At 39.7% G+C, this 26,332-nt stretch carries 18 protein-coding genes; 9 read left to right on the top strand and 9 right to left on the bottom strand.

Annotation, left to right across the window (positions count from 1 at the left end):
• Complete coding sequence (gene recQ, locus HPC41_RS12315; protein WP_172394307.1) at positions 1 to 2,190, bottom strand: DNA helicase RecQ; 2,190 nt, start codon at positions 2,188 to 2,190, stop codon at positions 1 to 3.
• Positions 2,191 to 2,291: 101 nt separating this feature from the next.
• On the opposite strand from recQ, the gene HPC41_RS12320 reads away from it, so the two are divergent.
• The 4 genes from HPC41_RS12320 to HPC41_RS12335 all read left to right on the top strand — a co-directional run bounded on the left by HPC41_RS12320 (position 2,292) and on the right by HPC41_RS12335 (position 5,492).
• Positions 2,292 to 3,257, top strand: coding sequence for a KpsF/GutQ family sugar-phosphate isomerase (locus HPC41_RS12320; protein WP_172394308.1), 966 nt, complete (start codon positions 2,292 to 2,294; stop codon positions 3,255 to 3,257).
• 98 nt (positions 3,258 to 3,355) lie between these two features.
• Positions 3,356 to 3,730: a DUF1573 domain-containing protein gene (locus HPC41_RS12325; protein ID WP_077434338.1), complete on the top strand. Its 375-nt coding sequence runs from the start codon at positions 3,356 to 3,358 to the stop codon at positions 3,728 to 3,730.
• 96 nt (positions 3,731 to 3,826) lie between these two features.
• Positions 3,827 to 5,026, top strand: a complete 1,200-nt coding sequence (locus HPC41_RS12330) for a pyridoxal phosphate-dependent aminotransferase (RefSeq protein WP_172394309.1) — start codon at positions 3,827 to 3,829, stop codon at positions 5,024 to 5,026.
• A gap of 172 nt (positions 5,027 to 5,198) precedes the next feature.
• Positions 5,199 to 5,492: a hypothetical protein gene (locus HPC41_RS12335; RefSeq protein WP_104382155.1), complete on the top strand. Its 294-nt coding sequence runs from the start codon at positions 5,199 to 5,201 to the stop codon at positions 5,490 to 5,492.
• A 60-nt stretch (positions 5,493 to 5,552) separates the two neighbouring features.
• On the opposite strand, the gene cmk is transcribed toward HPC41_RS12335, so the two are convergent.
• From cmk to topA, 3 genes are read right to left on the bottom strand one after another with little or no spacing between them, the layout of a single operon-like run.
• Positions 5,553 to 6,248, bottom strand: coding sequence for a (d)CMP kinase (cmk, locus tag HPC41_RS12340; protein WP_172394310.1), 696 nt, complete (start codon positions 6,246 to 6,248; stop codon positions 5,553 to 5,555).
• A complete protein-coding gene (locus HPC41_RS12345) occupies positions 6,248 to 6,661 on the bottom strand; it encodes a hypothetical protein (protein ID WP_104382157.1) in 414 nt (137 codons plus the stop codon). The genes cmk and HPC41_RS12345 overlap by 1 nt, the downstream gene beginning before the upstream one ends.
• 2 nt (positions 6,662 to 6,663) lie before the next feature.
• Positions 6,664 to 9,063, bottom strand: a complete 2,400-nt coding sequence (topA, locus tag HPC41_RS12350; protein ID WP_172394311.1) for a type I DNA topoisomerase — start codon at positions 9,061 to 9,063, stop codon at positions 6,664 to 6,666.
• Positions 9,064 to 9,487: 424 nt separating this feature from the next.
• Here topA and HPC41_RS12355 point away from each other — a divergent pair, with 424 nt between their 5' ends.
• The gene (locus HPC41_RS12355) at positions 9,488 to 10,333 is read left to right on the top strand and encodes a glycerophosphodiester phosphodiesterase family protein (protein ID WP_246250624.1); all 846 of its coding nucleotides are present in this window, start codon (positions 9,488 to 9,490) and stop codon (positions 10,331 to 10,333) included.
• An 80-nt stretch (positions 10,334 to 10,413) separates the two neighbouring features.
• On the opposite strand, the gene HPC41_RS12360 is transcribed toward HPC41_RS12355, so the two are convergent.
• Entirely contained in the window at positions 10,414 to 11,229 is an 816-nt protein-coding gene (locus HPC41_RS12360) for a patatin-like phospholipase family protein (protein WP_172394313.1), read from the bottom strand.
• Positions 11,230 to 11,339: 110 nt separating this feature from the next.
• On the opposite strand from HPC41_RS12360, the gene HPC41_RS12365 reads away from it, so the two are divergent.
• The 3 genes from HPC41_RS12365 (at position 11,340) to ppk2 (ending at position 17,061) form a co-directional block, all read left to right on the top strand.
• A complete protein-coding gene (locus tag HPC41_RS12365; protein WP_172394314.1) occupies positions 11,340 to 12,044 on the top strand; it encodes a DsbA family oxidoreductase in 705 nt (234 codons plus the stop codon).
• Between the two features lie 69 nt (positions 12,045 to 12,113).
• On the top strand, positions 12,114 to 15,656 hold the full coding sequence (smc, locus tag HPC41_RS12370) for a chromosome segregation protein SMC (RefSeq protein ID WP_172394315.1): 3,543 nt from the start codon (positions 12,114 to 12,116) through the stop codon (positions 15,654 to 15,656).
• 595 nt (positions 15,657 to 16,251) lie between these two features.
• Entirely contained in the window at positions 16,252 to 17,061 is an 810-nt protein-coding gene (gene ppk2 / locus HPC41_RS12375) for a polyphosphate kinase 2 (RefSeq protein ID WP_172394316.1), read from the top strand.
• 75 nt (positions 17,062 to 17,136) lie between these two features.
• Here the strand turns inward: ppk2 and pckA are convergent, their stop codons facing one another.
• On the bottom strand, positions 17,137 to 18,753 hold the full coding sequence (gene pckA, locus HPC41_RS12380; RefSeq protein ID WP_172394317.1) for a phosphoenolpyruvate carboxykinase (ATP): 1,617 nt from the start codon (positions 18,751 to 18,753) through the stop codon (positions 17,137 to 17,139).
• 244 nt (positions 18,754 to 18,997) lie between these two features.
• Between pckA and HPC41_RS12385 the strand changes: the two genes are divergently transcribed.
• Entirely contained in the window at positions 18,998 to 19,834 is an 837-nt protein-coding gene (locus HPC41_RS12385; RefSeq protein WP_172394318.1) for an MBL fold metallo-hydrolase, read from the top strand.
• Positions 19,835 to 19,929: 95 nt separating this feature from the next.
• Here HPC41_RS12385 and HPC41_RS12390 read toward each other — a convergent pair whose 3' ends face one another.
• The 3 genes from HPC41_RS12390 to HPC41_RS12400 form a co-directional block, all read right to left on the bottom strand.
• A complete protein-coding gene (locus HPC41_RS12390) occupies positions 19,930 to 20,802 on the bottom strand; it encodes a hypothetical protein (protein WP_172394319.1) in 873 nt (290 codons plus the stop codon).
• Positions 20,803 to 20,978: 176 nt separating this feature from the next.
• On the bottom strand, positions 20,979 to 23,246 hold the full coding sequence (locus HPC41_RS12395) for an aconitate hydratase (protein WP_172394320.1): 2,268 nt from the start codon (positions 23,244 to 23,246) through the stop codon (positions 20,979 to 20,981).
• 51 nt (positions 23,247 to 23,297) lie between these two features.
• Positions 23,298 to 26,060 carry a bifunctional aconitate hydratase 2/2-methylisocitrate dehydratase gene (locus HPC41_RS12400; RefSeq protein WP_172394321.1) on the bottom strand — a complete coding sequence of 921 codons (2,763 nt, stop codon included), beginning with the start codon at positions 26,058 to 26,060 and terminating at the stop codon, positions 23,298 to 23,300.
• Between the last annotated feature and the right edge of the window lie 272 nt (positions 26,061 to 26,332).

The following is a 26,332-nucleotide window of genomic DNA, read 5'->3' on the forward strand; positions in this document are numbered from 1 at the left end:
TTAATTACCCAATTCCGATAAAAATTTGATACGCATCAATTGGATGTCTTCAAAAGTATAATCGTCGCCCCCTAATTCCTTAAGGGCATCATTTATTGAATCGGTTTCAGCCGTCTTAAAGTAATCGTACACTTCGTCCTGACGGTCCTCATCAATAATCTCATCAATAAAATAATTAATGTTTATTTTAGTACCAGCATTAACGATAGTTTCAATTTCTTTTAATATCTCCTCATAGGTAATTCCTTTTGCTGCAGCAATATCATCTAGCGCTATTTTCCGGTCAATATTTTGAATGATTGCCACTTTCAGCGCTGATTTATTTGCCGTACTTTTAATCACTAGATCTACAGGGCGGTCGATTTCATTTTCTTCCACGTAGTCTTTTATGAGAGCGATAAAGGAAGCGCCAAATTTAATTGCCTTACCATTTCCTACCCCTTGAATTTGTTTTAATTCTTCGATATTAACGGGGTAATGTGTACACATTTCTTCTAAGGACGGGTCCTGAAAAATAACAAAAGGTGGTAAAGATTTACTCTTGGCGATCTTTTTACGCAAGTCTTTGAGCATACCTAATAAGGTGGTGTCTAACGCTCCAGTACCATGACCGGCATCTTCACCACTCGTATTCTCTCCGCCTTCAATCGGACGGTTTAAAACAAACTTTAACTGATATGGATTTTCCAGATAACGTCGACCGATGTCGGTTAGTTTCAACAAACCATAATGATCAATGTCTTTCTCAATGAAATTGTCCAGTACGGCTTGTCTTAACAAAGACTTCCAATAAATAGAGCCTTTGTCTTTTCCCGAACCAAATAACCGGTGCTCATCATGCTTATAGGAAGATACAGGTTGATTGTTTTGTCCAATCATCACATTAACGACATGATGATCGTCAAATTTTTCGCCTTGTTCTTTAATAAAGCCCAGTACATCTTTTAAGGAGTCTTCGGCTTCAAAATATTCTTTTTCCGACCGGCAATTGTCGCACATGTTACTACAACCTTGTTCGTCAAAATTTTCACCAAAATAATGAAGAATCTGTTTACGTCGGCAGACCGCAGATTCGGAATAATCAATAACTTCTTTTAGTATCTGTGTCCCGATCTCGCGTTCGGCCACAGGCTTATCTTTCATGAATTTTGTCAGCTTCTCGACATCTTTCTCCGAATAGAATGCCAGACAGTAGCCCTCACCTCCATCACGACCCGCACGGCCAGTTTCCTGATAATACCCTTCCATAGATTTGGGGATATCATGATGAATAACATAGCGAACATCCGGCTTGTCGATCCCCATACCAAAGGCAATTGTCGCAACAATCACTTCGACATCCTCCATTAGGAATTTATCCTGTGTATCGGCCCTAGTTTTCGCATCGAGTCCAGCATGGTATGGCAGCGCTTTGATCCCGTTAAGGTTCAAAACTTCACTTATTTCTTCAACTTTCTTTCTACTCAGGCAATAGACGATACCTGTCTTACCGGATTTGGTTTTGATAAAACGTACAATTTCTTTGACTACATCTTTTTTAGGGCGGACCTCATAGTATAAATTGCTCCGATTGAACGATGATTTGAATAACATAGCATCATTCATCTGCAAATTTTTACGGATATCGGATTGGACTTTCGGAGTTGCTGTTGCTGTCAATGCAATAATTGGAATATTCGATCCAATTTCATTGATAACCTGACGTATTTTACGATATTCTGGTCGAAAATCGTGTCCCCATTCAGAGATACAATGTGCTTCGTCTACGGCTACAAAAGATACCGTTATGTGATGCAAAAACTCTACATTATCTTGTTTAGCAAGCGATTCCGGAGCTACATACAGTAGCTTTGTTTTTCCCGCAAGCACATCCTCCTTTACTCGAGTGATTTCACTCTTGTTCAGGGAGGAGTTCAAAAAATGAGCGATACTATCTTCGCCGCCAAATGCACGAAGCTGATCCACTTGGTTTTTCATTAAAGCAATCAACGGGGAAATTACAATTGCAGTTCCCTCACTCATGAGTGCTGGTAGTTGATAACAAATTGATTTCCCTCCCCCGGTTGGCATAATAACAAACGTATCCTTCTTCTGAAGAATACTCGTTATAATAGCCTCTTGATCTCCTTTAAAAGTATCAAAACCAAAAAAATCCTGTAAATTGTCGAAAAGTGATTTTTCTATTTCCATTGCGCCTTGGGCAAAAATAAGATAGATAAATGAAGAAATAATCCTGAAAAATAATCTATTTTTGCAATCTATTCTAATACATAAAAGTAAGAGTATTTTTTGTGAAAAACAACTACGAAATAAAAAATATAGCTATTCAAGCTATTCAAGAAGAAGCGAAAGCAGTAGCTGCTCTGGCTCAATATATTGATGATGATTTTGTTACCGTGGTAAATAAAATTTTGCATCTCCAAGGTCGTGTAATCGTTACAGGTATAGGAAAGAGTGCCATAATAGCACAAAAGATTGTTGCAACATTAAATTCCACTGGCACACCGTCCATTTTTATGCATGCTGCCGATGCCATTCACGGAGATTTAGGCATTATCCAACAGTATGATCTGATTATTGCCCTATCTAAAAGCGGCAATACACCAGAAATCAAAGTACTTGTTCCTTTTCTCAAACAAACGAAAAACACGTTGGTGGCTTTGGTTGGCAATACAGCATCCTACTTGGCCAAAAATGCGGATTATACCCTGAATACCACGGTGGAGAAAGAGGCCTGTCCAAACAATTTAGCGCCAACGTCAAGTACAACAGCGCAGTTGGCCATGGGTGATGCCTTAGCGGTTGTCTTGCAGGAATGTCGGGATTTCACAGACCAGGACTTTGCAAAATATCATCCCGGTGGTGCACTGGGTAAGAAACTTTACTTAAAAGTCAGAGACCTATCTGATCAAAACGGCAAGCCGAGCGTACAATTGGATGCCAACGTCAGAGACATTATCATCACCATTACACACTTCAGACTCGGAGCCGTCGCTGTTTTAAAGGACACACAAATTCAGGGTATTATTACCGATGGTGATATCCGTCGCATGCTCGAAAGACATACTGACCTAGCGACAATCAGCGCGGCAGATATTATGGGCAAATCCCCAAAGGTCATTGATAAAAACGAACTCGCAGCCAGTGCGCTCCATATCATGCGGGAAAACAATATCACCCAATTGCTGGTATCGGATCAGGGGAACTATGATGGGGTTATCCATATACAAGATCTGCTTAAAGAGGGTATAATCTAACTGTAATAAAGTTGTTAGATGTGTAATAAATTGACAATAAATCCTACATTTGGCATATCAGTTGTACTAGTTTAATCACAAAGTAATATCTTAGAAGCATGAAAAAGTATATAACAATCTTAGCAGTGATCATTTCCTTTATCGGTTTTTCGTCAATGCAAGCTGGACAAGGGGAATTTAAATTTGAAAAAGAAACACATGATTTCGGCAAGATTCCGGCTGGAACACCTGTATCATATAATTTTAAATTTTCAAATACAGGCAGCGAGCCTATTATCATTTCGAATGTAGTCCCTACCTGTGGTTGTTCGGTGGCCGAGTTCACAAAAACTCCAATCAAACCGGGGGAAACAGGAACAATCAAGGTAACGTATAACGCTGCGGCCAAAGCGCCATTTACCAAAAGTTTTACGGTACAATCGAATACCAAAACACCTGTAAAGACACTTTATATTAAAGGGATTGTGGAATAAAAATCCGACAAATAAAACGAAAAAAGCCACATCCTGATGTGGCTTTTTTCGTTTTATTTTGGTTAGCTTTGCACAACTAATTTTAAAAAAACTATAATGCCAGTAATATCAGAAAAAGGGCTGAATATGCCTGCGTCGCCAATCAGAAAACTGACGCCTTATGCTGATCAAGCAAAAAAAGACGGTAAAAAAATATACCATTTAAATATCGGACAACCTGATATCCAAACACCTGAAATTATGCTTAATGCATTGAAAAATATTGATTTCAAGGTGTGGGCTTATACGCCTTCTGAAGGTACAGCCTCCTACCGTAAAAAATTAGCCGAATACTATAACAAGTTAAATTACAATATTGAACCTACGGACATCTTGGTGACCAATGGTGGCTCTGAGGCGATCACAATTACCATGCAAGCATGTCTGAATGAAGGTGAAGAAGTGATTATCCCGGAACCATTCTATGCGAATTACAATGGTTTTGCCTGCTCATCTGATATTGTGATCAAACCGATCATGTCCTACATCGAAACTGGATTTGCACTGCCTTCCATTGCTGAATTTGAAAAAGTAATTACGGAAAAAACAAAAGCAATCTGCATCTGTAATCCCAACAATCCGACAGGTTACCTTTATTCGAGAGAAGAGCTGGAAGCCTTACGTGAACTTTGCCTGAAATACGATCTTTATCTATTTTCGGATGAGGCCTACCGCGAATTCTGTTACGATGGCAAGGAGTTTATATCCCCTATGCACCTGGAGGGTCTTGAAAATAATGTTGTCATCTTTGACACCGTTTCTAAACGCTATTCAGCATGTGGTGCTCGTATTGGTTGTATCATTACCAAAAACAAAGCGCTTTATCAGACTGCATTAAAATTTGCGCAGGCGCGTTTAAGTCCATCAATGGAAGGTCAAATTGCGGGAGAAGCTGCTGTAGATACACCTGACAGCTACTTTGAAGCAGTATCCAAAGAATATACAGCGAGAAGAGACACTCTAGTCAATGGATTAAATGCAATTGAAGGTGTTTACTCTCCTAATCCCGGCGGTGCATTCTATGTGGTTGCCAAGCTGCCCATAGATAACGCGGATAAATTTTGCCAATGGATGTTGGAAGAGTTTTCTTACAATAATGAAACGGTCATGATGGCTCCAGCAACTGGTTTTTATAGTACAGAAGGTGCCGGAACAAATGAAGTTCGCTTAGCTTATGTACTGAATCAAAATGATCTTAAAAACGCATTGACCTGTCTGGAGAAAGCGCTAGAGGTATATCCCGGAAGAACAAATTAAACAGCAAAGCTTCTACGTTATTGCAGCCAGTCCAAGAAAAGGACTGGCTTTTTTGTACCCAATGGTATCATCCAATGGTACCATTAAAACCTGTTTTTCACTGATTTAAAAAAAAACAAAACAAAGTTTCTAGCGACTTTGTTCTTATTAGAGTAGACTAAAGATATTGCATATGGATAAATTGAAGAAATTCCAATTGATGGAAAAAATAGCAAGAGAGTTAGAAGATGTCAGAAACAGTCAACAAGCTGTTTTGGAAAAAATAGGCAAAATCGAAGTTGATAACATCGAACTTGGTGATAAGAATATCGAAAAGACAATTCCTGAGATCTATCAACGTACAGCCGATAATTCAGACGCTATTAAAGCGCTACTGGAATCTTTTCAAGAACAGACTGCAGAGTTTGGCGAAAAAAACAATGTCGACAAATTACTGGAGCAACAGCAAATCAATAGTATCAAATAGCTGGGGCCAAAATACAAAAGATGCCGATTTTTCAATCGGCATCTTTTGTTATATTCTTATTTATGCTTGCATCCTGGCTGCTTTAACTTTCAGATATTCTTCTTCGACAAAATGCAACTGTTGTTCCGGAGTCAAATTTGAATTATCCAGCACGATGGCATCTTCGGCTTGCCGCAAAGGACTCTCCGCACGGGTACTATCAATTCGGTCCCGATTGGCAAGATTTTCCACCACCTCTTCAAGTGTGACATCCTCCCCTTTTTCCGTGAGTTCCAGGTATCTTCTGGCTGCCCTAACTTTAGGATCAGCTGTCATGAAGATCTTGAGATCGGCATCCGGAAAAACCGTGGTACCAATGTCACGGCCATCCATAATGATATTTCGACGGCTGCCCAGCTTTTGCTGTTGCGCAACCATGGCGGTACGTACCGCTTTAATCGCACTGACCTCGCTCACCTTATCGGAAATATACATCTGACGGATCTCTTCCGAGATGTCTTCATCATTCAGGTGAATCTCCGTTTTGACAGCATTGGGAATAAAGTCGATATGGATATCATTTAGGGCAGTATCAATCGCTTCCTGATCGTTCAAATCGATATTATGGCGTGTAAAATAGAGTGTTACTGCTCGATACATCGCGCCACTGTCAATAAAGGCAAATTTTAATTTTTTAGCCAGAGCTTTTGCCAGTGTACTCTTTCCACAAGAAGAAAAACCATCTATGGCAATGATAAAATTGTGTCTTGTGCTCATTATTCGTTTCCTCCTATGATGACACCGGGTTTATTTACTAAGGGAACCTTAGTCAGGTTACCATCGACGATGCTTTCGGGTAAAAAGATATATTTTTTATCGTAAATAATATTGTCAATATAAAAACTCAACCAATATTCATTAGTTAGGCCAAATACCTGCTCGTCGATTGCCTCGACCCGATCAAAGGATTTTGCTTCAATATTTCCGATGAAATGCCGCAAAGTGGTGGTTGTTACTTGCCGACCATCCTTTTCACCATACCCTTTTGAACTGATCAGCACATTCTGTATCGCAATATTCTTATCGTTGATAACGTACACTGTCCAGTTTTTAGTCTCCACGGTCTCGCCCTCCAACACCACGGCAATCATAATATCTTTTACTATATTTTCTGGCAAATCTGCTTTCATCCTTATTTAGACTTTGTCGTTTTCTTAGCTGGAGCCTTCTTGGCTGTCGCTTTTTTAGCAACTGTTTTCTTTTCGGCAGTTTTTGCTTTAACAGCTTTACCTTTCGGTGCATCCGCTTCCGCCCACTTCAGAACTTCTTCATAGCTGATTTTTTCGATTTCTGTTCCTTTCGGAATTTTCAGATTCTGCTTTCCAAAACGAATGAATGGTCCCCAACGGCCCTGTTCGATCTGTGCATCCGGATTTTCATCAAATACACGGATCACTTTTTCAATATCTTTCTGACGTTTCTCCTGAATAATCTGAATGCATTCCTCTTCAGTCACGTCCAACGGATCTACTCCTTTTGGCAAGGAATAGAAAGCGGAGTTATGACGGATATAAGGTCCAAATCGACCGATGGCAACTGTCATTTCCTTATCTTCAAATACGCCTACTTTTTTGGGAAGTTTAAATAACTCCATGGCATCTTCAAAGGTAATTGTTTCAATCATCTGTCCTTTGCGCAACGATGCGAATCGAGGTTTTTCCTCATCATCTGGCGAACCAATCTGAACCAGAGGCCCAAATTTTCCGATACGTACAGAAACCGGTTTTCCGGAAACTGGATCTATACCCAGTTCACGTTCGTTATTGGCGCGATCAGCATTTTCCAGCGTATCCTCCACTTCGGAGTGAAAAGGGCCATAGAAATCGTGCAGCATTTTTGTCCACTCGGTCAATCCATGCGCAATATCGTCAAACTCTTTCTCGACATTCGCCGTAAAGTGAAAATCTACAATACCATTGAAATGCTCTACCAAGAAATCATTCACGACAATACCGATATCAGTGGGGAACATTTTCCCTTTTTCGGCGCCTGTAATTTCTGTTTTGGTAACGGCTTTCAGTTCGGCATTCTCTAGGGTCAATACCCGATAGTCGCGTGATCTTCCTTCCCGTTCTTCTTTAACAACATAACCACGATTTTGAATTGTAGAAATGGTTGGCGCATAGGTAGACGGTCTACCGATACCTAGTTCCTCTAATTTTTTTACTAATGCCGCTTCCGTATAACGTGCCGGAGGTCTTGTAAAGCGCTCTGTAGCTGACATGCTTTTCAACGTCAGCTGTAATCCGACCGTCAATGGTGGCAGGATGGCGTTATCGCTATCTTCATCGAGTGTTGTCTCCTGATCATCATCTACGGATTCCATATAGACTTTCAGAAAACCGTCAAACTTCATCACCTCTCCTGAAGCATTCAGATCTTCCGGACGTGTAGAAATGGAAATCTTAGCCAGCGTACGTTCAAATTCTGCTTCACTCATCTGAGATGCAATTGCTCTCTTCCAGATCAGTTCATATAACCTCTTTTCAGCCGAATCACCTTCAATGGTATGTTCCGAAAAATAGGTAGGACGTATGGCCTCGTGTGCCTCTTGCGCACCCGAAGTTTTTGTTTTATATTTTCTTACTTTATGGTATTGATTGCCATAAGCCGATTTAATTTCTTTTTCTGCCGCTTCAATAGCCGTATCACTCAAATTGACGGAATCCGTACGCATATAGGTAATACGTCCCGACTCATATAAACGTTGAGCAACCTGCATCGTCCTTGCGACCGAGAAGCCAAGTTTTCTACTTGCTTCCTGTTGTAAGGTTGATGTGGTAAATGGCGCAGCCGGTGAGCGTTTTGATGGTTTTGTTTCCAGATTTTTAATCGTAAACAAAGCTGCTTTACAGTCTTCCAAAAATCGTGTCGCCTCTACTTCTGTTGCAAATCGTTGCGGAAGCTCGGCTTTAAAACTATCTTTGATCTTACCGGTATGGAAAAACGCAACAATCTTAAAAGCCGCCTCCGGTTCAAATTTGTTAATCTCACGCTCACGGTCTACAATTAATCGAACTGCAACAGATTGTACACGGCCTGCAGATAGCGAAGGCTTAACCTTTTTCCATAAAACAGGAGATAATTCAAAGCCCACGAGCCGATCTAAAACCCGTCTGGCCTGTTGTGCGTTAACAAGATTATAATCTATTTTACGGGGATTGTCGATAGCTTTTAGTATCGCTGGCTTTGTGATCTCATGAAACACAATACGTTTTGTACTTTCATCCTTTAATCCCAATGTCTCAAATAAATGCCAAGAAATAGCTTCTCCCTCGCGGTCCTCATCGGATGCAAGCCAAACAGTTTCTGCTGCCTTAGCTAATTTCTTCAGCTCGCTCACAATAGCTTTTTTATCGGAGGGAACCTCGTATTTCTGTTCGAAATTCTTCTCTGTATTAATCGCATCATCGGTTTTCACCAAGTCACGGATATGTCCATAACTTGACTTTACCATAAAATCGCTTCCTAAATATCCTTCTATCGTTTTTGCTTTCGCTGGAGACTCAACTATCAATAAATTTTTCGCCATCTAATTTGAGATTTGTGCAAATAAAGGGAATTCTAAAAGGAATGACAATAATTTCTTGCAAAAAAGACAAAAAAAATAGATTTCATCTCGGTATATAACTGTATTTTCTATTGCAAAACAACGTCAACATTGTCCCTAAGAGTATCCTCTTCTCGTAAAGTAAGGCTAATCTAACAGATTTTTAAAGCTTCGTTTTTTCTTCATTTCAACAATTTCGAATCATTTTAGTTTGTTCTATTTTAAACGCACTTTCGAAATAGGAAATCAAGTATGCAAAGTCGCCGAAATAAAATAGGTTGTGTATATTCGCCTAATCAAAACGGGATAACCCTTATTTTGTTTTAAATATAGTAATATAATGAGAAAAAGTCTACGTAGAATAGCGTTTTTTGGCGTAATATTGCCCTTTACATCTTGTTCAGTTATGAAAGATTCCGCTCAACCGGCAAACAGTTTTCCAAAACTGAGCTTGGAAGCACACCGTGGAGGACGCGGCTTATATCCAGAAGAGTCTATCCCTGCAATGAAAAATGCAATTGACCTGCCTCAAGTAACTACACTCGAAATGGACTGTCATATTACTAAGGATAAGAAAGTTGTTGTTTTTCATGATGACTATCTCAATCCCAAATTTGTGTTAAAACCGGATGGCAGTGAAATCCCGGAAAAGGATAAATCCCTGAAGATCTATGCAATGAATTATCAAGATCTCATTAGATATGATATTGGATCGAAGTTTTACAAAGAATTTCCTGAACAAAAAAAACAGTTGACACGCATAGCAAAACTCGCTGACCTCATTGATAGTACAGAAGCCTATGCCCTCCAAAAGAGAAAAGCACCCATGTTTTATAACATCGAGGTAAAAAGCAACGAAGATAAAGATGGTATCAATCATCCACGAGTGGAGGAATTTGTCGATTTAATTGTACAGGTCATCACAGAGAAAAAAATTGCCGCACGTACAGTTATTCAATCCTTTGATATTCGTGCTGTCAAGTATCTCAACACTGCCTATCCCCAACTAAAAGTGTCTTATCTTATTGATGAAAATTATTCAAAAAACGCGCAAGAAACAATCGATGCGCTAGGTTTTACACCTTTCATTATAAGCCCACACTATAAGTTAGTGAACAGCGATTTTATTCGCCAATACCATAAAGTAAATGTAAAGGTAATTCCATGGACAGTAAATACGAAAACTGTTATGGAGCAACTAAAAGCTTTGAAGGTGGATGGAGTTATCAGCGATTATCCAAACTTATTCTAATTCCTTGATGTTTTAAAATCAACTTGTTTTAGTATATAACGATTTAAATCTAAATGACTAAACCAAGAGCGCGCAAACTTTTATCCTATTTTGGTCTTATTTTTAAGAGCGTTATCGATATACTCCCGTCCTTTTTGAACTAAAAATTCAGCGCGGTGATAATCCCATAAATTACAGATATTATATGGGATGTCCACAACGACATCCGGGCGGTATAGATCAATAATCATACGGCTCATTTTCCTACGCATCACATAATAGGAAGCCTGTAAAATGTCCAAAGAATTGGATGTTTTTGTATCGAGCTTTTTGATAACAGAATATTGTTTATCAGGTTTCGACTCCAGGTTGACAGCAATAATTAAATTTTCTTTTTTTGTAACGTGATTGATGGGCAAAGGATTAAGTACCCCCCCATCTACATAGACATGGGTATTATCTTCTACAGCAGTAAAGACAGCAGGTATCGCGATTGAGGCCCGAATAGCATCGTACATACTTCCAAAATCCAATACAACTTCTTCTTCATAGTTTAGGTCTGTCGCAACGGCCTTAAATAAAATGGGAAACGTTTCGATATTGGCATCAGGAATTACCGATTTCAATGCATTGAACACTTTGATCCCCTTCATCATCCCCAAGCCCTTCCAGCTGAAATCCATCATATTGAAAACTGATTTCTTTGTTAAATTAAACATCCAATCTTCCAACACGTCCATCTTTCCCTGAGCGTAAATGCCGCCGACCAATGCTCCTATGGAGCAGCCGACTATTTCATCTATCTCAAAGCCCATTTCCTCTAATTTCCGGATAACACCGATATGTACCAGTCCTCTTGCTCCACCACCTCCAAGGACAAGTGTTACTTTACGATTCAAAAAATCTTTCTCTGACATATGCTTAGACCTGCATTATAATGATGTTGAGATTGGCACAACAATGTAATCCGATAATCACCGTTATAATATGTATTTTTGATTACAATATACGGAGTAAATTAAGAAATATGAAGATAGAAATTTGGTCGGACATCATTTGTCCTTTTTGTTATATTGGTTTGACAAAGCTTGAATTGGCCCTGCACGAAACTGCAGATGAAGCGCAAGTGAAGATTACCTGGAAATCCTATCAGCTCAACCCAGATTTTCCAGAAGATGAGGCGGGAATGCCTACGTACGATTATCTCGTCCGGACAAAAGGAATGAGCATGGATGACGTGGTAGCGATGACAGCACAGCTCAGTGAGCAGGGGAAAGAATTAGGTATTACGTTAAATTTTGATAAAGCGATCGTTGTAAATACCAAAAAGGCACACCGTCTTATTCATTTTGCGCAAGCGCACAACAAAGGAACAGCATTAAAAAAGTCATTATTCAAAGCGCATTTTACCGATGGTTTGGATGTCAATGATAATCTTACCCTTACTGAACTGGCTAGACTAGCAGGCATGCCTGAGCGCGGAGTTCGTGAACTTTTGGATTCCGACAATTATGCTTACGATGTCAGTCAAGATATTCAAGAAGGAGTCAACCTTGGCCTTCGCGGTGTGCCTTTCTTTGTGTTTGACCGTAAATATGCAATTCCTGGCGCACAGCCCATGGAGGTTTTTCACAACACAATCAAAGAATGTTTGGCGGGCCAGGCTACCCCGCTGCAGCAAAGAGGTGAAGATGGGCCTTCCTGCGATCCTCAAACGGGAAAATGTGAGTAAAGAAAGAAAAAAGTTTTATTTTAATTTACTATTTTCGCAAGCTTATAACGACAAACAAATTTGGTATAAATGCAGTTAACCAAACTAGAAATAAAAGGATTTAAGAGTTTCGGAGACAAAATCACGATCAACTTTAATGACGGTGTCACCGCAATTGTCGGACCAAACGGATGTGGGAAGTCCAATGTAGTGGACGCAATACGCTGGGTCCTTGGTGAACAAAGTACAAAGATGCTACGCTCTGATAAAATGGAGAACATTATTTTTAACGGAACGAAAAATAGAAAACCAGCCAATCTTGCCGAAGTTTCCCTAACCTTCAACAACAATAATAATATCCTCCCAACGGAATTCTCTACCGTCACAGTTACACGTAAACTATTCCGCAATGGAGATAGTGAATACCGTTTGAATGACGTAAAATGTCGTTTAAAAGATATCACCGATTTATTTTTGGATACGGGAGTTGGTGCGGATAGCTATTCTATTATCGAATTGAAAATGATTGACGAGATCATCAACAACAAAGATAATTCGCGTAGAAATCTTTTTGAAGAAGCATCTGGAATCTCAAAATATAAGGTGCGCAAAAAACAGACGCTCACAAAATTGAGGGACACTGAAGCCGATCTCAGCCGGGTAGACGATCTACTCTATGAGATCACTAAAAATCTTAAATCATTAGAAAATCAAGCAAAAAAAGCAGAAAAATATACTTTACTTAAGCAAGAATATCGTCAAAGTAGCATTGATCTGGCTTATCATAGAATTGCTGATTTTTCGACAGAACTTGATAGGCTTCAAACACAGGAGTCTAAGGTTCAGAAAGACGCCGCTAATTCTCAACAATTGATCCTGAATGCAGAAACAGAATTGCAGTCACTACGTCAGGTAAATTTGGAGCAGGAGAAAAACCTCTCCGTACAGCAAAAGGCGACGCAGGAATTTGTCAACAAAATCCGTGGTTATGAGTCGGAAAAGAAGATCAAAAATGAGAAAGTAAAAAATCTCCAGGACAAAGAAAACAGATTAAACCTGGACATCAATAGCGACAAGCAACAACTTAATCACGTTCTTTACACCATAAAAAGATTAAACGAGGAGTTGTTTGATGAACAGAATAAACTTGATTCATTAAAAGATAACCTGGAATCCAATAAATCTGAAGTAGATGCCTTACGTGGTCAGCAACAGTCTGCCAAAGGCAAATTGGATATCTTCAATAAAAGCAATGCTGAACTTCAGGCCAGAATTTATAAACTGGAGAAAGATCTAGCTGTTTTTAATATTCAGAAAGAAGCCCTTCTTCAGGAAGCCGTGCGCAATAGCGTGGATACCGAAGCAAAAGAAGCCGAATTACTGCAATTTGACAATGCTGTAGCTGAATTGGAAGGTCGTGTTGAGGCTCAACAAGCGCAATATGAATCCGCCAATGAGCTTGAGGAAGAGCTACAGACCCAAATTCTTCAATGCCAGACAAATCTGGAGGAGTTTAAAACACAACTTGCGAAAGACCTTAGGTTAGTTGATGCCAAACAGAATGAATATAACCTAACAAAATCTCTTATTGACAACTTAGAGGGTTTCCCCGATTCCATCCGATTTTTAAAGAAAAATGCAGGATGGAAAAAGCAACCACCGCTGTTCTCGGATGTATTGTTCTGTCAGGAAGATTATCGCGTTGCAATTGAAAATTACTTGGAACCGATCATGAACCATTATGTTGTCGAAACACAACAAGATGCTGTTCAAGCGATTCAGCTACTGAGTGATGCCGCAAAAGGTCGAGCTCATTTCTTCGTATTGGAAGCAATTGATACCGCGGCTACTTCTCCCGTCCCACCAAATAATAATCTCATGTCTGCTTTGGATGTGATCACCGTGGATGAAAAATATAAAGCTCTTTGTACCCTACTCCTTCAGCACGTCTATATATTAAAGCAGGAAAGTGAAAAGGAACTGGAACAAGAGCTACCGGAAACAGGTCGAGTGATTCTGCAAAAGAATGGTCGCTATGCCAAACATCATTTGGGACTTTCGGGTGGATCGGTCGGATTATTTGAGGGAAAACGCATCGGTAGAGCGAAAAACCTCGAGGTTCTCGCACAGGAAATTAAAATGCTCAATGAAGAGATTGCAAAACTTGAAGACAAGATAACAGCCGAAACAGCGCGCGTGGAGGCTTTACGCAGCAACTCGCAAAAAGAACACATTGATGAACTCCGTTTTCAACTCAATAGATTTAACAATGAGCTGATCACTGTAAAAACGAAACAGGAGCAATACCAGTCTTTCATCAGCAATTCGCAGGTCCGTAAAAGAGATATCCAGGAAAAAATTGCAGGTATCGAAACCGATCTTACTCTTGCCGAACCTCAGCTGCAGGAATTGCGCGTACAAAAAGATCGGAGTGTAACCGAATTATCGGAATTACAGGATCAATTCCATGAAATTTCAGAGATTTTAAATGAAAAGTCTATCGCTTATAATCAGGAAAATATCAGCTATCATCAGCAATTAAATAAAGTTTCTAACATTACAAAGGATCTGGAATTCAGAGAGACCCAAAAAGATGATTATGAAATCCGTATCGAGCGAAATAGCGTTGAACTTGTTGAAATACAAGAAGCATTGCGCACCACTATTCCGTTTGAGGACGAAGAAGATGCGGATTTGATTGCCATGTATGAGCAAAAGATTGCATTGGAAGACGGTCTAAAGGAGCTGGAAGAAAAGTACTATGCAGACAAGCAACAGATCAATAATCTGGAGGATGCCCTCACTCAGCAACGCCGATCAAAAGAGCAGAGTGATTTTCTTATCGGTGAGATTAAGGATAAGAAAACCGCCTTACAAATTGATCTCAACACGCTAAAGGAGCGCCTCTCCGTAGAATTTAATATCGAGCTGAAAGACCTGATTGAACGTGAAGATGTACCGGAAATTGCGGAAGATCAATCCACCTTAGCGGCAAAATGCAGCAAACTCAAAAAGCAGCTTGATGAATTTGGAACGATTAATTTAATGGCCAAAGAAGCCTTTGATGAGATGAATGAGCGCTATGACTTTATCAATAAAGAAAAGGCAGATCTGATCGAAGCAAAAGGTTCTTTAATGGCTACCATTAAGGAAATCGACGACACCGCCAAAGTGCAGTTTATGTTTACTTTCAATGCCGTAAGAGACAATTTTATTAAGGTGTTCCGCTCATTATTTAATGAAGAGGACAGCTGTGACCTTGTCTTGACTGATCCAAGCAACCCGTTGGATTCGGATATTGATATCATTGCTCAGCCAAAAGGAAAACGTCCATTGTCAATCAACCAGCTTTCGGGAGGTGAGAAAACGTTGACTTCAACAGCGTTATTATTTTCACTCTACCTTTCAAAACCAGCACCTTTCTGTATTTTCGATGAGGTAGATGCACCTTTGGATGATACGAATATTGATAAATTCAATAATATCATTCGCGATTTTTCCAAAAACTCACAGTTTATCGTTGTATCCCACAACAAGAAAACAATAGCAAGTACTGATATTATCTATGGTGTGACCATGGTAGAACAAGGGGTCTCGCGTGTTGTTGCCGTAGATTTAAGGGAAGTAGCATAAAAATATGAGTGGAAAAAAAGCCCTACATAAATTGTAGGGCTTTTTTTCCACTCATATTTTTCTTGCCATTAATCAAATTCCTAGTCACCACGAAGTATTCGCCCTGTCGTTAAAGTTGTTCCATCTAGTCTAGTAAAAAAATAAAAAGCCCAGAGTGGGGAACTCTGAGCTTTCGTTAGCCATATATTAACCTATTTTATGAAAAGTATTTGTAATTAAAACGACGCTTGTTCCAATTAATTATATGGTTGCTAATGCTTTAACATTTTTTAACATTTACACAATATCGCATCGGGTAAATGGCATATTTTAGCTACAAATCCAAATCAGCAGACATTAAGAACGATTCCATAAACAATTTATGATAAATAACAAAGCCCGAAGTTGAGAACTCCGAGCTTACCTAACCAATTATTAACCTAAATTTATGAAAAGTCTAATTTCTACTCAAAGCAATATTTTGTATTACTTTACCTTATAACGTTTACTTTTCCATTCATAGTACATGCACTGATCGGATTTATCTCGATTTTGACATTATTTAACATTTCATTAAGTAACTTTAGTTTAATAAACTTAAAATCAAAATATATTTATGGCAGAATACGATTTAAAAGAGCTTCAAAAAATCCGTCAAAACAAAGATGTGCTTGATTATTTAGAGCAACATGGAATTATAGAAATTGAAAAATTTAACGATATCTACGATTATGAAAAAGAGCTCTACGAGCTACAGGTTAGCTTGCTCAAATTACAATATGACATTATAGAGAAAGGAAAGCGTGTCGTTATTATATTTGAGGGTAGGGACGCTGCTGGAAAGGGAGGTACCATTGGTCGTGTGACGGAACATCTCAATCCAAAAAAGGTACGAGTGGTAGCGTTACCTAAGCCAACTCCGGAGGAAAATGGACAATGGTATTTTCAACGATATATTAAACACCTGCCTAATGCCGGAGAAATAGTAATTTTCGACCGTAGTTATTATAACCGTGCTGTGGTAGAACCTGTATTTGACTTTTGTACCAAAGAGCAGCACGAATTATTCATGAAACAAGTACCTGAATTTGAAAAGCAGCTGATTGACGATGGTATTATATTAGTCAAGTTATTTCTCAGCATTAACAAAGAAGAGCAAGCTGAACGGCTGAAAGAAAGACAAGAGGATATTCTAAAACGTTGGAAAGTTGGAGTTTTAGATCAGCAGGCGCAGGAAAAATGGGATGTTTACACGGGTTATATTAAAAATCTCTTTAAAACAACAGGGACCAAAAAGTCTCCTTGGTTTGAGATTGATAAAGACAATAAAAAGAAAGCCCGATTGGCTTCATTTCGGGTAATTATCAATGCAATTGTCGGTAATGAACAAGAGAAACTAGATTCATTTGTCAATAAGTATGAATAGATCGTATCTTTATAAACTACCTCTAGAAAGACGATATCTTTCTAGAGGTGCTTTTATTTCAGTTTGTTCGGTATTCTAGACCAGTACTGTTGTAACAACCCTGGGGCCAGCCATTTTTACTGAAGCCGGCATATCATTGTCGAATTTTTCGAAGTTTTCAATAAACAGTTTTGCCAAACGTTTGGCTTGCATATCATAAGCTTCATTATTATTCCACAGTCCCCTGGCATCCAGGATCTGTTCAGGAACAAATTCGCCGCAGTTTGTTGGATAATCCAATCCGAAGATCTCGTGTTTATTAAATCGAGACTCCAATAATGAACCGTCCATAGCAGTGCGAATTAAAGCCCGGGTATAGTTCAATTTAATCCGGCGTCCGATACCGTATGGCCCGGCAATCCAACCTGTATTGACCAACCATACCTTGATATCAGGATTTTGTTCCAATTTAGCGCGCAGTAAAGAAGCATACCTCGCCGGATGTAAAGGTAAGAATGCCTGGCCGAAACAGGTGGAGAAAGCTGCTGTAGGTTCTTTTACACCCACTTCTGTACCGGCGACTTTCGCTGTATAACCACTCACAAAATGATACACAGCTTGATCTACCGTCAACAGGGAAATGGGCGGCAATACACCAAAAGCATCCGCTGTCAGGAAGAAAATGTTGGCAGGGGCATTACCCACGCCAGACATTTCAGCGTTTTCCATGAAATCTATCGGATAGGAAACCCGCGTATTCTCTGTTTTACTGATATCATCATAATCTGGTCGGTCAAACTCGTCCAAAACAACATTCTCTAACAATGAACCAAAACGGATGGCATGATAGATCTCTGGTTCCTTCTCCTCCGTGAGTCCAACACATTTTGCATAACAGCCACCTTCAAAGTTAAAAATACCTTTTTCGCTCCAACCGTGTTCATCATCACCGATCAACTTTCTATATTTATCAGCCGATAGCGTCGTCTTGCCCGTTCCAGAAAGCCCGAAAAATAAAGCCGTTTTGCCATCCTTGGAGGTGTTTGCTGAACAGTGCATAGATAAAACATTATATTCTAGTGGCAAAATAAAGTTCAGGATGGAAAAGATACTTTTCTTGATTTCACCAGTATATCCAGTTCCTGCAATCAATACTATTCTTTTTGTAAAATTTATTGCTACAAAATTTTCATTACGGATACCGTAGTGCTGCGGATTCTCAATAAGTAATGTTGGCGCAGCTAGTATCGACCATTGTGGTTGATGATTGATATCCTCCTCCGGTCTCAAGAACAGATTATTCGCAAAAATGCTTTGGTATGCTGTCTCTGTGATAACACGAATGGATAATTGATATGTTGGGTCCGCCCCAGCAGCACAATCCCTAACATAAATTGTTTTCTTGCTCAAGTGTGTGCCAACCATCGAAAATAATGCATCAAAATTGGCCGTAGTCATCGGCTGGTTTATTTCTCCCCACCATACAGTATCCTTGGTCCGGGAATCCTCGACCAAAAAACGGTCCTTGGGAGATCTTCCAGTAAATTTTCCTGTATCAGCAGCCAATGCTCCAGTATCAGATAGTTTTCCCTCTTGATTCGTTAGAGCATGTTCAACCAGCGCTGAAACAGGTAATTGATAAAATACAGTTCCTGTATCATCAATTTTCAAATATTTCAAATCAGGCGCGTTTCCAATGTTACCCTTTTTCATATTTTTGTTTGTTTTAAAATGTGCCCAAAGTTAAAGGCAAATTTCGCTAAAAACAAAACTTAAACATCTTAAAATCAAGCTTATTGTACAAAAAACACAAAAACAACAACTTCACTAACAGCTACTTATGAAGATAAAAAAAATTAAAGTTTTTAGCATATTTTTTTAGCAAAATAGTATTGTATACTGTTCTTATCATGTAGATTTTTCGTAAATTGTTCCAAGCTTTACAAATATTAATAAGATGAAATTACACGCGATAGAAACTGGTTTCTTTAAATTGGACGGGGGTGCCATGTTTGGAGTGGTTCCAAAAAGTATCTGGAATAAAACAAATCCAGCCGATGCCAATAATATGTGCACATGGGGAAACCGTTTACTCCTCGTCGAAGAAGGTAAAAGATTAATGTTAGTAGACACAGGCCTTGGCGACAAACAAACAGAAAAATTTTTCAGTTATTATTATCTACACGGCGATGCCACACTAGACAATTCCCTCAAGAGCATAGGTTTTGACAGAAATGATATCACGGATGTCATTCTGACTCATTTACATTTTGACCATTGTGGTGGTGCAATAATCCGTGAAGGTGAAAAATTATCTCCCGCATTTAAAAATGCTAACTTTTGGAGCAATAGCGATCATTGGGCTTGGGCAACAGCTCCAAATGCTAGGGAGAGAGCATCTTTTCTAAAAGAGAATATTCTTCCAATTCAAGAAAGCGGCCAGTTGAAATTCGTTGAAGATGTGGAGGAACCATTTGGCAAGGACATCGATATTCGTTATGCCAATGGTCATACCGAAGCTATGATGTTGCCACAGATTCAATATAAAGGAAAAACAATGCTTTATATGGCGGATCTATTACCTTCTGTTGGCCACATCCCCATCCCCTATGTCATGGGCTACGACGTGAGACCTTTAATTACCATGGATGAACGCAATACGTATTGGAATGAGATCGTTGACAATGAATACATCCTGTTCCTGGAACATGACCCAATAAATGAATGTTGTACCTTACAACATACGGAGAAAGGAATCCGAGTGAAAGATATATTCAAATTAAGTGATATATAGAACTCTCAGATTGCATATTAAATGCTACTACTCAAGATACAAATAAGAGGGAGCTGGTATGTGACAGGTGCCTTCTTATTTGTATCTTGAAATCGTTAGAATCTAAAGCCCAAAGCCCAGTAGTTTTCAAAAAACCAGATCTGTTGTGTCGCTTTGTCCACCCCTCTTCTTCCCGTTGTACGGATATTGTATAAATCTGTCCAGCCTGTCTTAAAGTTCCCTTGCAGGTAAAGGCCTTTATAAAAACGATAATGTAAACCAACTTTTGCTGAAGCACCGTAGCCAGCAATATTCCAAAAATGATTGGCCCCCTCACCAAAGAGATGTACATCAGATCGTGGTATCAAAAGTCCTACATCTACACCGGACTCCATGGTAAGCACCTGTTGACCTTTACGATTGTTAATGATATCATCGTAGCGTTCTAATCCTACAGAGGCAAAGTTGTAGCCATCTGTATGTTCAAATGTTAGCATCGCAGAATCTACTGTAATCATTTCGCCGTTGTATTGTCCAGCCCGGTTTCCCGTCGGTATACCAGGATTTGAGATTTCCTCGCCGATATAACCTGTGATCTTAACCTGCTGTGGGATATCCATTACATATTTCATGTGATCCCAACCTAAAGAGATGGAATAGTTATCTTTGATATAATATCCAAAATGCAAATTGAATTGCGGGATTGTTAACCGACTAGGATCAAAATAGGTTGCGCCAAATTTCGTCGGGCGATCTCCTGCCTTTACATCATGAAGGATGAAATCATAGTTTGGACCTGTGAAATGAATATCAGATTTCGCATAAGAAGAAAAGTTATATCCCCAAAAGAAGAAAAACTTCCCTTTATTACTTTCCGTCCTTAAATTCTTTGGCTTAAAAATGCTTTTTCCTATCTCGGGATTTTCCTGTGCAAATAAACTCGAAACACCTAGTGCAAGTGCTCCAATTGTCAAAAATATTTTTCTCATATCAGCGCTAAAAACGTTGGGCAAAAGTACCCTCATTCTATATTATAAGCAAATAAATTAGATGGAAAATAGGAAAATATGACGAAGATCACAGAAATGTTCCCGGTCTTGAGTTCAAAAAAAAAGCTGCTTTCTATGAAAGCAGCTTTTCTATTAAACTATTTTATAAAATCAAATTATTTCGCTTGATTCTTGCGAATGATATTCAAAGCACCACCGGCTTTAAACCATTCGATTTGTTGGGCATTGTAGGTGTGGTTTGCCAAAATCTCCTCTTGCGTTCCATCTGCATGGTGCAAGACAAGAGTCAATGGTTTACCAGGAGCAAACTCAGTCAAGCCAAGGATATCAATTGTATCATTTTCCTGAATTTTGTTATAGTCATCCTTGTTCGCAAAAGTTAAGCCCAACATACCTTGTTTTTTCAGATTCGTCTCGTGGATACGCGCAAAAGATTTAACCAATACTGCGCGAACACCCAAATGACGAGGTTCCATTGCCGCATGCTCACGGGAAGACCCTTCACCATAGTTTTCGTCTCCTACCACAATTGATCCGATGTTATGAGCTTTATAGTCACGTTGCGTTGCCGGAACAGGACCATATTCACCTGTCAATTGATTCTTGACGTTATCGGTTTTCTCATTGAAGAAGTTAACCGCACCAATCAGCATATTATTTGAGATATTATCTAAGTGACCACGGTATTTCAACCAAGGACCCGCCATAGAAATATGATCTGTCGTACATTTTCCTTTAGCCTTGATCAATAGTTTCAAACCTTTTAGGTCTGTACCCTCCCAAGGAGTGAAAGGTTCTAATAATTGAAGGCGATCTGATGTTGGCGCTACATCAACAACAACAGCGCTACCGTCTACCGCAGGAGCTTGATATCCCGGATCGTCCACAGCAAAACCTTTTGTTGGTAATTCATCCCCTACCGGTGGATCCAGCTTCACTTGCTCTCCTTTGTTGTTCGTTAGCGTATCCGTAACCGGATTAAAACCCAAATCACCGGAAATTGCAATTGCAGCAACCAGTTCCGGCGAAGCAACAAATGCATAAGTATTTGGATTACCGTCCGCACGTTTTGCAAAGTTACGGTTGAACGAGTGGACAATCGTGTTTTTCTCTTGCTTATCCGCACCAACGCGATCCCACATACCGATACATGGGCCACAAGCATTGGTGAAGATCGTTGCATTAAGATCTTCGAATGTTTTTAACAAACCATCACGATCGGCTGTAAAACGAACCTGCTCAGAACCAGGATTAATACCAAATTCAGCTTTGGTGATCAGTCCTTTATCAACAGCTTGTTTCGCAATGGATGCAGCACGCGATAAATCCTCATATGAAGAGTTTGTACAGGATCCGATCAATCCCCACTCCACTTTCAGAGGCCAACCATTCTTGGCTGCCTCTTCACGCATGCGTGAAACCGGTGTATATAGATCTGGCGTAAAAGGGCCATTCAATGAAGGCTCCAATTCCGAAAGATTAATTTCGATCAGTTGATCGAAATATTGCTCTGGATTAGCATAAACTTCAGCGTCAGCTGTCAAGTGCTGTTTAATGGCATTTGCAGCATCTGCAACTTCAGCACGGCCTGTCGCACGCAGGTAACGCTCCATCGAGGCATCGTAGCCAAATGTGGAGGTCGTGGCACCAATTTCAGCGCCCATATTACAGATTGTACCTTTACCTGTACAAGATAGGGACTCAGCACCTTCGCCAAAATATTCAACGATCGCACCGGTTCCGCCCTTTACTGTCAAGATACCTGCAACTTTTAAGATAACATCTTTTGCTGCAGCCCAACCACTCAATTTACCGGTTAATTTAACACCGATTAATTTCGGGAATTTTAATTCCCAAGGTAAACCGGCCATCACATCACAGGCATCCGCACCACCTACACCAATCGCAACCATACCCAAGCCACCCGCATTCACCGTATGTGAATCGGTCCCGATCATCATACCACCAGGGAAAGCATAGTTCTCCAATACAACCTGATGGATAATACCTGCACCAGGTTTCCAGAAACCGATACCATATTTATTTGAAACAGAGCTCAAGAAGTTAAATACTTCCGAACTTTCGTTTTTAGCACGGGCTAAATCTTTATCTGCGCCTTCTTTCGCCTGGATCAGGTGATCACAGTGAACAGTAGAAGGAACGGCCACCTTTGGACGTCCAGCCTGCATAAATTGCAATAAAGCCATTTGTGCAGTTGCGTCTTGCATCGCTACACGATCAGGAGCAAAATCAACGTAAGAAACGCCACGTTTGTAATCCTCTGTCGCATTACCATCCCAAAGGTGGGCATATAAAATTTTCTCAGATAAAGTCAAAGGTTTGTTCACCACCTGACGAGCCGCAGCAATGCGCTCATCATAACGGCTGTACACCTTTTTAATCATATCTACATCAAAAGCCATATCTCTCTTATTTATGTTATTTAATTAAGTTACTGAAACCCTGATAGCTTTTTATTTTGTCGGAATAGGCGCAAATTTAGTTAAGTTAATGCCTTCGACAGCAGCTTTGTATTCTTCAATATTAGGAATACGGCCTAAAATAGCTGAAAGTACAACGACAGGTGTAGATGCTAATAAGGATTCTCCTTTTTTACCATCTCTGTCCTCTACGACACGACCTTGAAACAAACGTGTTGAAGTCGCCATCACCGTATCACCTTTAGCAGCTTTCTCCTGGTTACCCATACACAGGTTACAACCAGGACGCTCCAGGTACATAATATTTTCGTATTCCATACGGGCAGTGCTTTTTGGCAATGCATCACTGAACTCAAATCCAGAGTATTTTTGCAAAAATTCCCAATCGCCCTCGGCTTTCAACTCATCAATGATATTATAAGTTGGAGCAGCGACAACCAATGGTGCCTCAAAAGTAACAACACCTTTTTGCTGTTCAATATTCCGCAACATTTTCGAAACGATTTTCAAATCGTCCTTATGTACCATACATGAACCCACGAAACCTAAATCTACTTTTTTATTTCCGCCATAGTAAGAAAGGTCACGAATGGTGTCGTGTGTATAACGCTTAGAAACGTCTGCGTTATTTACATCTGGATCCGCAATCATTGGTTCCTCGATAAGATCCAAATCAACCACAACTTCAGCATAATATTTTGCGTTGTTATCTGGAGTCAACGCTGGTTTGACACCTGATTTAATTTCTTCGATACGTTTGTTTGCTTTATCGATCAAACCTTGCAAAACGTTGTTTTTATTCTCCATACCCTTATCAATCATGATCTGGATACGGTTTTTAGCGATTTCTAACGATTCGATTAAGGTCTCGTCCTGAGAAATACAGATGGACGCTTTTGCTTTCATCTCTGCGGTCCAGTCTGTAAAAGTAAAGGCCTGATCGGCAAGCAATGTACCGATATGGACTTCAATGATTCTACCTTGGAAAACGTTTTCTCCGGCAAATTGCTGTAACATCTGTGCTTGCGTAGCATGTACAACATCACGGAAATCCATGTGTTCTTTCATGCTACCTTTGAAAGTAACTTTTACAGATTCAGGAATTGGCATCGAAGCTTCACCTGTAGCCAATGCCAATGCAACAGTACCCGAGTCAGCTCCAAAAGCAACACCTTTAGACATACGCGTATGGGAGTCACCACCAATGATAATTGCCCATTCGTCAATCGTAATATCGTTTAATACTTTGTGGATCACGTCTGTCATAGCGTGATAAACGCCTTTTGGATCACGCGCAGTAATCAAACCAAAATCGTTCATAAATTTCATCAATTTCGGAATATTCGCTTGCGCTTTCTTATCCCATACAGATGCTGTATGACAACCTGATTGGTAGGCACCATCAACTGTCGGCGAGATTACTGTCGCAGCCATAGCTTCCAACTCCTGTGCAGTCATTAAACCTGTCGTATCTTGAGAACCGACAATATTCACTTTGACACGAACGTCAGAACCAGCATGCAATACTTTGCCCGATGTTACTCCTACCGCATTTTTGTTGAAGATTTTTTCTACAGCAGTTAATCCCTGACCTTCAATCGTGATTTCTTTCGAAGGCGCAAATACAGTCGGTGCTTGGATACCTAAGGTTTGTGCTGCGAAAGTTTGGATTTTTTTACCAAATACGATAGCATAAGAACCACCTGCCTTGATAAATTCCATTTTCTGTGGAGTCAAAGCCTTTGAAATATCAATTAGCTCTTGTTCACCATTATAGAGTTTTTTTGTTTTTGTATTGATGGTCAATACAGTACCTGTAGCGACAGAATAAACTTCCTCTAAAATAGGCTCATCTTTTTCATTGCGAACCACATTTCCGTTTTCGTCTACCTTCTTCACCCAGTTTTTAAGATCAATACCGATACCACCCGTAACGTCTACTGTCGTTAAGAAAATTGGAGAAATACCATTTGTACCGCCGACAATTGGCGCGATGTTTACAAAAGGAACATAAGGACTTGCTTGTTTACCAGTCCATAAGGCCACATTGTTCACCCCTGACATCCGTGAGGATCCTACGCCCATTGTACCTCTTTCAGCGATCAACATCACGCTCTTACCAGGATGTTGCGCCTGTAATTCTTTGATTTGTTGCTGGGCTTCTGGTGTGATCATACATTTACCATGCAATTCACGGTCAGAACGTGAATGCGCCTGATTACCCGGAGATAATAAATCCGTAGAGATATCACCTTCACCTGCAATAAAAGTAACCACCTGAATTTCTTCTGCTACTTCAGGAAGTTTCGTAAAGAATTCAGCTTTTGCATAACTCTCTAAAATATCTTTTGCGACAGCGTTACCCTGCTCATAGGCTGCTTTCAAACGAGCTGTATCCGCATCATACAAGAAAACCTGTGTTTTAAGCACCTCTGCTGCTTGATTGGCAATCGCAAGGTCAGTAGCAAGCGCTAAGTCCAATAGCACCTTGATCGAAGGTCCACCCTTCATATGAGACAATAGCTCAAAAGCAAACGCAGGAGTAATCTCAGCAACAACTGATTCACCCAAAATAATTTCCTTTAGGAACTGCGCCTTAAAACCAGCCGCAGGTGTTGTGCCGGGCAAAGTATTATAAATAAACAATCTTAAAGATTCCGCTCTATTTTCATTGTTTAAATCTTTAATCTGAGCAATTACCTCACTTAGTAATTCTGCTCCGTCAATAGGCTTAGGATGTAATCCCTGGCCTTCTCGCTCTACAACCTCTTGTACGTAATCGTTGTAAATACTCATAGATATCAATCTTTCTATTTTAAGGATAGTTTAGAAGATATATTTTTGATCTTCTTCCACTACCGTGTCTGTAATATAATTAAGCTAATAGAATAACTCATGTAGACCCGCTACACTACATTATAAATTAGCCCGTTCAGTTCGTGTATTCAAGCCGATTTTTTTACTGTAAATCAACTATTATGACTAAATACAAAAATAATGAAAATCCAACTTTAAACGCATGCATTCCATTTAATTAAATCAATTTGGAATTGTTCTAAACAGCACTT

It is taken from the genome of Sphingobacterium prati (assembly GCF_013167215.1).
Classification (GTDB): domain Bacteria; phylum Bacteroidota; class Bacteroidia; order Sphingobacteriales; family Sphingobacteriaceae; genus Sphingobacterium; species Sphingobacterium prati.